8 protein-coding genes and 1 tRNA gene are annotated in these 8,131 nt (G+C 64.1%); all 9 read right to left on the reverse strand.

From position 1 onward, the window contains the following. Nucleotides 1-29: 29 nt before the first annotated feature. Complete coding sequence (gene rpoB / locus A8950_RS19275; RefSeq protein ID WP_133615310.1) at nt 30-4,220, reverse strand: DNA-directed RNA polymerase subunit beta; 4,191 nt, start codon at nt 4,218-4,220, stop codon at nt 30-32. Nucleotides 4,221-4,439: 219 nt separating this feature from the next. After that, entirely contained in the window at nt 4,440-4,814 is a 375-nt protein-coding gene (gene rplL / locus A8950_RS19280; protein WP_133615311.1) for a 50S ribosomal protein L7/L12, read from the reverse strand. Nucleotides 4,815-4,885: 71 nt separating this feature from the next. Beyond that, nucleotides 4,886-5,401 carry a 50S ribosomal protein L10 gene (rplJ, locus tag A8950_RS19285; protein ID WP_133615312.1) on the reverse strand — a complete coding sequence of 172 codons (516 nt, stop codon included), beginning with the start codon at nt 5,399-5,401 and terminating at the stop codon, nt 4,886-4,888. Between the two features lie 369 nt (nt 5,402-5,770). Continuing rightward, on the reverse strand, nt 5,771-6,472 hold the full coding sequence (gene rplA, locus A8950_RS19290; protein WP_133615313.1) for a 50S ribosomal protein L1: 702 nt from the start codon (nt 6,470-6,472) through the stop codon (nt 5,771-5,773). After that, the gene (rplK, locus tag A8950_RS19295) at nt 6,469-6,900 is read right to left on the reverse strand and encodes a 50S ribosomal protein L11 (protein ID WP_133615314.1); all 432 of its coding nucleotides are present in this window, start codon (nt 6,898-6,900) and stop codon (nt 6,469-6,471) included. The genes rplA and rplK overlap by 4 nt, the downstream gene beginning before the upstream one ends. 126 nt (nt 6,901-7,026) lie before the next feature. Beyond that, entirely contained in the window at nt 7,027-7,557 is a 531-nt protein-coding gene (gene nusG, locus A8950_RS19300; protein ID WP_133615315.1) for a transcription termination/antitermination protein NusG, read from the reverse strand. Between the two features lie 5 nt (nt 7,558-7,562). After that, nucleotides 7,563-7,760, reverse strand: coding sequence for a preprotein translocase subunit SecE (secE, locus tag A8950_RS19305; RefSeq protein ID WP_133615316.1), 198 nt, complete (start codon nt 7,758-7,760; stop codon nt 7,563-7,565). Nucleotides 7,761-7,838: 78 nt separating this feature from the next. Next, a tRNA-Trp gene (locus A8950_RS19310) sits at nt 7,839-7,914 on the reverse strand. A gap of 132 nt (nt 7,915-8,046) precedes the next feature. After that, nucleotides 8,047-8,131 (reverse strand): EF-Tu C-terminal domain-related protein (locus A8950_RS20045; RefSeq protein WP_198677727.1); only part of this gene is annotated, 85 nt, incomplete at its 5' end.

The raw sequence follows: 8,131 nt of genomic DNA on the forward strand, positions 1-8,131 counted from the left end.
CCCCGCCGGGCAAGGCAGCCATCCGATTCTTAGTATTCGGTCTGCGTCAGTTCGACGTTGAGGCCGAGCGAGCGGAGTTCCTTCACCAGAACGTTGAAGCTCTCCGGGATGCCGGACTCGAAATTGTCGTCGCCGCGCACGATCGCCTCGTAGGTCTTGGTGCGGCCGGAAACGTCGTCCGACTTCACGGTCAGCATTTCCTGCAGCGTATAGGCCGCGCCATAGGCCTCGAGGGCCCAGACCTCCATTTCGCCGAAGCGCTGGCCGCCGAACTGCGCCTTGCCGCCCAGCGGCTGCTGGGTAACGAGGCTGTAGGGGCCGATGGAACGCGCGTGGATCTTGTCGTCGACCAGGTGGTGCAGCTTCAGCATGTAGATGTAGCCAACGGTCACCCGGCGCTCGAACGGCTCGCCGGTGCGGCCGTCGATCAGCGTCACCTGGCCGGAGCTGTTGAGCCCCGCCTTGGTCAGCATCTCGACGATGTCGTCCTCGCGCGCGCCGTCGAAGACCGGCGTCGCGATATGAACGCCGCCGCGCAGATTGCCGGCCATCTCGACCAGCTGATCGTCCGGCATCTCGGCGAGTTCGGTCTTGTAGGTGCGCTCGCCGTAGATCTCCTTCACGGTCTTGCGCAGATCCGCCACCTTGCCGTTGGTGCGGATCTGGTCGACCATCTCGCCCACCTGGCGGCCGAGATTGGCGCAGGCCCAGCCCAGATGCGTCTCCAGGATCTGGCCGACATTCATGCGGCTGGGCACACCCAGCGGATTGAGCACGATGTCGACCGGGCGGCCGTCCTCGAGATAGGGCATGTCTTCGATCGGCACGATGCGCGAGACGACACCCTTGTTGCCGTGACGGCCGGCCATCTTGTCGCCCGGCTGCAGCTTGCGCTTCACCGCGACGAAGACCTTGACCATCTTCATGACGCCAGGCGACAGCTCGTCGCCGCGCTGCAGCTTCTCGACCTTGTTCTCGAAGCGCTTCTCGAGCATCGCGATGCTCTCGTTGAACTGCTTCTTGAGGGCCTCGATCTCGGCCATCCGCTTGTCGTTCTTGATGCCGATCTGGCGCCACTGGCCCGGCGTGAACTCGGAGAGGACCTTGTCGGTGATCTTGGTGTCGGCCTTCAGCGTCTTCGGACCGCCGGCAGCCATCTGGCCCACCAGCATCTCCTTCAGGCGGCTGTAGAAATTCCGCTCCAGGATCGCCTTCTCGTCGTCGCGGTCCTTGGCCAGGCGCTCGATCTCGGCCCGCTCGATCGAGAGCGCGCGTTCGTCCTTGTCGACGCCGCGGCGCGAGAACACGCGCACTTCGACCACCGTGCCGGAAACGCCCGGCGGCAGGCGGTTCGAGGTGTCGCGCACGTCGGACGCCTTTTCGCCGAAGATCGCGCGCAGCAGCTTTTCTTCCGGCGTCATCGGGCTTTCGCCCTTCGGCGTCACCTTGCCGACCAGGATGTCGCCCGGCTTCACCTCGGCGCCGACATAGACGATGCCGGCCTCGTCGAGGTTCTTGAGGGCTTCTTCACCGACGTTCGGGATGTCGCGGGTGATTTCCTCCTGGCCCAGCTTGGTATCGCGGGCGACGCATTCGAACTCCTCGATATGGATCGAGGTGAAGACGTCGTCCGAGACGATGCGCTCGGAAATAAGGATCGAATCCTCGAAGTTGTAGCCGTTCCAGGGCATGAACGCGCACAGCACGTTGCGGCCGAGGGCCAGTTCGCCGAGCTCGGTCGAGGGACCGTCGGCGATGATGTCGCCCTTCTCCACCACGTCACCCACCTTCACCAGCGGGCGCTGGTTGATGCACGTGTTCTGGTTGGAGCGCTGGAACTTCAGCAGGTTGTAGATGTCGACGCCGGGTGCCGCCGTGTCGGTCTCGTCGGTCGCCCGGATGACGATGCGGGTGGCGTCGATCTGGTCGATGATGCCGCCCCGCTTGGCCGCGATGGCGACGCCCGAATCACGCGCCACGGTGCCTTCCATGCCGGTGCCGACCAGCGGCGATTCGGCGCGCAGCAGCGGCACCGCCTGGCGCTGCATGTTCGAGCCCATCAGGGCGCGGTTAGCGTCGTCGTTCTCGAGGAAGGGGATCAGCGCCGCGGCCACCGAGACCAGCTGCTTCGGGCTGACGTCGATGAACTGGATGTCCTCGCGCCGCGCCATGATGAAGTCGCCACCGCGACGGCACGAGATCAGATCCTCGACGAACTTGTTCTTGGCATCCAGCGGCGCATTGGCCTGGGCGATGGTGTACTTGCCCTCTTCCATGGCCGACAGATAGATCACCTCGTCGGTGACGGTGCCCTTGTCGACGCGACGGTACGGGCTCTCGATGAAGCCGTACTGGTTGACGCGGGCGAAGGTCGCGAGGCTGTTGATGAGGCCGATATTCGGACCTTCCGGCGTCTCGATCGGGCAGATGCGGCCGTAATGCGTCGGGTGCACGTCGCGCACCTCGAAGCCGGCGCGCTCGCGGGTGAGGCCGCCCGGGCCAAGCGCCGAGAGGCGGCGCTTGTGGGTGATCTCCGAGAGCGGATTGGTCTGGTCCATGAACTGGCTGAGCTGCGACGAGCCGAAGAACTCGCGCACCGCCGCCGCCGCCGGCTTGGCGTTGATGAGATCGTGCGGCATCACCGTGTCGATCTCGACCGAGCTCATGCGCTCGCGGATGGCGCGCTCCATGCGCAGCAGGCCGAGGCGATACTGGTTCTCGAGCAGTTCGCCGACCGAGCGGACGCGGCGGTTGCCGAGATGGTCGATGTCGTCGATCTCGCCGCGGCCGTCCTTGAGGTCATGCATCACGGCGAGGATCGCCAGGACGTCCTCCTTGCGGAGCACGCGCACCGCGTCGCTGGCACCGGCCGGATCAAAGGCATCGGTCGGCAGCACCGAGAGGCGCGAGTTCATCTTGACGCGGCCGACCGAGGAAAGGTCGTAGCGCTCGAGATCGAAGAACAGGCCGTTGAACAGGGCCTCGGCGGTGTCCAGGGTCGGCGGCTCGCCGGGGCGCATGACGCGATAGATGTCGATCAGCGCTTCCTCGCGGCTGGAGTTCTTGTCCGCCTTGAGGGTGTTGCGGATATATGGGCCGACATTGGCGTGGTCGATGTTGAGCGTGACCAGCTCCTTCACCCCGCTCTCCTCGAGCTGGGTCAGCAGGGCCTCGCTGATCTCGTCGCCCGCCTCGAGCAGGATCTCGCCGGTCTCCTCGTTGACCATGTCGAGCGCGGCGAAGCGGCCGACCATCTCCTCCGCCTGCACCAGCTGTTCCTTGAGGCCGCCCTCGACCAGCTTCTTGGCCAGGCGCGGCGTCATCTTGGTGCCGGCCTCGGCGACGACCTTGCCGGACTTCGCGTCGACCAGATCGGCCACCAGCTTGACGCCCTTCATGCGCTCCGGATCGAAGCTGGTGGTCCAGCCCTTCTTGGTCCGGGTGAAGGTCACCTGCTTGTAGAAGAAGCCGAGGATCTCCTCGGCCGACATGCCGCCGAAGCGACGGTCGTCGTCGCTGAGCTGCTCGCCCTTCTTCAGCTTCGCGGCGGCGTTCTTGCCCCAGAGCGCCAGCAGCAGCGTGGTCGCCGGCAGCTTGCGCCGGCGGTCGATGCGGACATAGACGAGGTCCTTGGCATCGAACTCGAAGTCGAGCCAGGAACCGCGATAGGGAATGACGCGCGCGGCGAACAGGTACTTGCCGCTGCTGTGGGTCTTGCCCTTGTCGTGGTCGAAGAAGACGCCCGGGCTGCGGTGCATCTGCGAGACGACCACGCGCTCGGTGCCGGACACGACGAAGGTGCCGCTATGCGTCATCAGGGGCATGTCGCCCATGTAGACGTCCTGCTCCTTGATGTCGCGGATCGAGCGGGCGCCGGTCTCCTCGTCGGTATCCCATACGACCAGGCGCAGCGTCACCTTCAGCGGCGCTGCAAAGGTCATGCCGCGCTGCTGGCATTCCTCGACGTCGTATTTCGGCTCTTCAAGCTCATAGCGCACGAATTGCAATTCGGCCTTCTCGGAGAAGTCCTTGATCGGGAAAACCGACCGGAAGACTTCCTGGAGGCCGGAATTCTGACGCTGTTCCGCAACCACGCCGACCTGGAGAAACTGGTCGTAGGAGCTCTTCTGCACCTCGATCAGGTTCGGCATGGTGGTGACCTCGGCAATGCGGCCAAAGGTCTTGCGGATGCGCTTGCGGCCGGTGAACGACTTCGACATTGACATCCCTCGTCTCAAACAGTGGGGCGGGCGATCACGAACAAACGGGCGATCTTGAAAAATCTCTGCCGTCCAATCCGGCGACGGCCACCGCAGCGAGTTGCAATTCGGTCGGGTGCCACTCGCAAAAACACCCTGAAATCACCGTGTCTCAAGAGGCGCGGAAGCGCCGGACCTTGCGGCCGGCGCTCCCCACCCCTGAAACAGGCTTGAGCCAGCTTACTTCAGCTCGACCTTCGCACCGGCGGCCTCAAGCTTCTTCTTGAGGTCCTCGGCTTCGGCCTTGCCAACGCCTTCCTTGACCGGCTTCGGCGCACCCTCGACGAGGTCCTTGGCTTCCTTCAGGCCGAGACCGGTGATGGCGCGCACTTCCTTGATCACGTTGATCTTGTTGGCACCGCCGTCGACCAGCACGACGTTGAATTCGGTCTTCTCCTCGGCGGCCGGGGCGGCAGCGCCACCACCAGCAGCGGCCACGGCAACCGGCGCCGCGGCGGACACGCCCCAAGCTTCCTCGAGCTTCTTGGAAAGCTCGGCGGCCTCGAGCACGGTGAGCTTCGAGAGCTCGTCAACCAGCTTCTGCAAATCAGCCATTTCTATCTCCTAAAGGCTTCAGTCTTGTTGGGTTCGAACTTCGGATATTGCGGTCTTGGATCGGCCTGAACTCAGGCCTCACCCTTGCGGGCATATGCGCCGAGCACACGGGCGAGCTGGCCGGCAGGTGCGGCAGTGACGACGGCCACGCGGGTGGCCGGGGTCTGCAGCATGCCAACAAGCTTCGCGCGCAGTTCATCGAGCGACGGCAGGGTGGCAAGCGCCTTGATGCCGTCCGCGCCCAGCGTTTCGGTGCCCATGGAGCCACCGACGATGCTGAGCTTCTCGTTGCTCTTTGCAAAAGTCACGGCGACCTTCGCGGCCGCGACCGGATCCGCCGAATAGGCGAGTGCGGTCGGGCCCTTGAGGAATTCCCCCAGGCCTTCGTGCTTGGTACCCGTCAGAGCGAGTTTCGCCAGCCGATTCTTGGCGACCTTGAAGCCGGCTCCGGCCGCCCGCATCTTGCGACGCAGGTCGGACACTTCGGCAACGCTCAGGCCGTTCTGGTGGGTAACGACCACCAGGTTAGCGGCGTTGAGCGATTCCTGGAGTTCCGAGACCAGCTTCTCTTTGCCAGATCGGTCCACGTTTCGTCTCCGATACTTTGACCCCTTGCCATCCAACCGGAAGATCCGGAAGGCGGCTTGGGACCGGTTACAATTGGACCTTCCGACCCATCTCAATTGCCTCCCACCGGAAAATTCCTTCGGGAAGGCGCCCAAGACAGAACCGGAAGCTCCGGTTGACCTGTCCCAGAAGTTCGACCCGAACCAGCGTCAGCCTTGCGGGCTGCAGTCAATTCGGTTTCGCCTCTGTCTATTGCAGGCGAGACACGGGAGGGTGCCTCATTAGTCCCCTGCTCCTGAGGGAACCTGCAGTCTCGGACAGGGAGACGGATGCAAGCATCCGTCCATCCGACCGCCCGCCGCCAGAGACGGCGGGCGCCCGGAAACTCGTCAGCCGGCCGCCACCAGGGTGGCGACATCCAGCTTCATGCCAGGACCCATGGTCGAGGCCAGCGACACCTTCTTGATATAGGTGCCCTTGGCGCCCGCGGGCTTGGCCTTGTTGATGGCACTCACGAACGCCTTCACGTTCTCGACCAGGTTCGCTTCCGAGAAGCTCACCTTGCCGACGCCGGCATGCACGATGCCGGCCTTCTCGGCGCGGAATTCCACCTGACCGCCCTTGGCGGCCTTGACCGCTTCGGCGACGTCGTTGGTGACGGTGCCGAGCTTCGGGTTCGGCATCAGGCCACGGGGGCCGAGGACCTTGCCCAGCTTGCCGACGGTCACCATCATGTCGGGCGTCGCGATGACGCGGTCGAAATCCATCTTGCCGGACTGGACCTGTTCGGCCAGATCGTCGGCGCCGACGATGTCGGCCCCGGCCTTCTTCGCCGCCTCGGCCTTGTCGCCCTTGGCGAACACGGCCACGCGCACGGTCTTGCCGGTGCCGTGCGGCAGCGAGACGACGCCGCGCACGTTCTGGTCGGCATGCTTCGGATCGATGCCGAGGTTCATCGCGATCTCGACGGTCTCGTCGAACTTGGTCTTGGCGCGCGACTTGATCTCCTTCACCGCCTCTTCGAGGCTGTAGAACTTCAAGCGGTCGACGCCTTCATAAGCCTTGCTGATACGCTTGCCGGCCATGATCAATCCTCCACAACCTGCAGGCCCATCGAACGCGCCGAACCCTTGATCATCTGGGCGGCGGCCTCGATATCGTGCGCATTGAGATCAGCCATCTTCTGCTTGGCGATCTCGCGGCACTGGGCCATGGTCACCTTGCCGACGAACCCGCGACCGGTGGTCTGCGAGCCCTTGTCGATCTTCGCCGCCTTCTTCAGGAAATAGCTGGCAGGCGGAGTCTTGGTGACGAACGTGAAGGAGCGGTCGCTGTACGCGGTGATGACCACCGGGATCGGCATGCCCGCTTCCAACTGCTGGGTCGCGGCGTTGAACTCCTTGCAGAACTGCATGATGTTCAGGCCGCGCTGACCAAGCGCCGGACCCACGGGCGGCGACGGATTCGCCTTGCCGGCCGGGATCTGCAGCTTGATATAGCCTTCGATCTTCTTTGCCATGATTCAACCTCTGTCATGGAACCTGAAACCGGTTCCGGGTTTTGTGGTCCGGCCCTGGCTGGCCTCCCACAACGTCGTTCCGGCGAAACCGTCGCCGGGCGGCTGCTCGCGGGTCCGAGCGGGTCGTCAGACCTTTTCGACCTGCGAGTATTCCAGTTCCACCGGGGTGGCGCGGCCGAAGATCGACACGGCGACCTTCAGGCGGCCCTTTTCCTCGTCGACTTCCTCGACATGGCCGGTGAAGGAGGTGAACGGCCCGTCGTTGACGCGGACCTGCTCGCCCACCTCGAAAATAATCGCGCGCTTCGGGCGCTCGATGCCCTCCTGCACCTGGTGCAGGATGCGCTGCGCCTCGGCTTCCGAAATAGGGCTCGGCTTGCCCTTGCCGCCGAGGAAGCCGGTCACCTTCGGCGTGTTCATGATCAGGTGCCAGGTCTCGTCGGTCAGTTCCATCCGCACCAGGACATAGCCCGGAAAGAACTTGCGCTCGGCATTGACCTTCGAGCCGCGGCGCACCTCGACCACTTCCTCGGTCGGGACCAGCACGTCCGTGATCAGCTCGGCCATGTCCTTCTGCTTGGCCTGCTCGCGGATCGATTCCGCGATCTTGCGCTCGAAGCCGGAATAGACATGAACCACGTACCAGCGATGCGCCATGGCGCTCAGCCCCCCAATCCCAGAATGGTCGCGATGCCGAGGCCCAGCAGGGAATCGACCAGGAAGAAGAACAGCGAGGCAAGCACCACCATGATGAAGACCATGACCGTGGTGACCGTCGTCTCCTTGCGGGTCGGCCAGGTGACCTTCTGCACTTCCTGGCGAACCTGCCGGAAAAACTCGATCGGACTAGCTTTCGCCATCGTTCTGGAACCTGAAATCAGCTTCTAACTACTCGGTCCGGACATTCGCCGGAATTGGTGCCGCCACTCGTCGAGGGCTGGCAGGGGCAGCAGGGATCGAACCCGCAACCTTCGGTTTTGGAGACCGACGCTCTACCAGTTGAGCTATACCCCTAGACGCACCAACTCCTCGAAAATCCGGTCCGTTCTCAACGCCGACGCGGCGACCACCCCAGGCAGCCGCCGATGCAACACTTGTCGGCCACCCGGGAAGATGGCCTTGCGGCCACCCCCGGGCTTTCGCCTCTTACTCGACGATCTTGGCGACGACGCCGGCGCCGACGGTGCGGCCGCCTTCGCGGATGGCGAAGCGCAGGCCCTCATCCATGGCG

The organism is Dongia mobilis (assembly GCF_004363235.1).
Lineage (GTDB): Bacteria > Pseudomonadota > Alphaproteobacteria > Dongiales > Dongiaceae > Dongia > Dongia mobilis.

Bases quoted from the DNA above. Each gene is read 5' to 3' on its own strand.
- secE (WP_133615316.1), bottom strand. From the start codon at position 7,760: ATGGCGAAAGCTAGTCCGATCGAGTTTTTCCGGCAGGTTCGCCAGGAA.
- nusG (WP_133615315.1), bottom strand. From the start codon at position 7,557: ATGGCGCATCGCTGGTACGTGGTTCATGTCTATTCCGGCTTCGAGCGC.
- rpoB (WP_133615310.1), bottom strand. From the start codon at position 4,220: ATGTCGAAGTCGTTCACCGGCCGCAAGCGCATCCGCAAGACCTTTGGC.
- rplL (WP_133615311.1), bottom strand. From the start codon at position 4,814: ATGGCTGATTTGCAGAAGCTGGTTGACGAGCTCTCGAAGCTCACCGTG.
- rplK (WP_133615314.1), bottom strand. From the start codon at position 6,900: ATGGCAAAGAAGATCGAAGGCTATATCAAGCTGCAGATCCCGGCCGGC.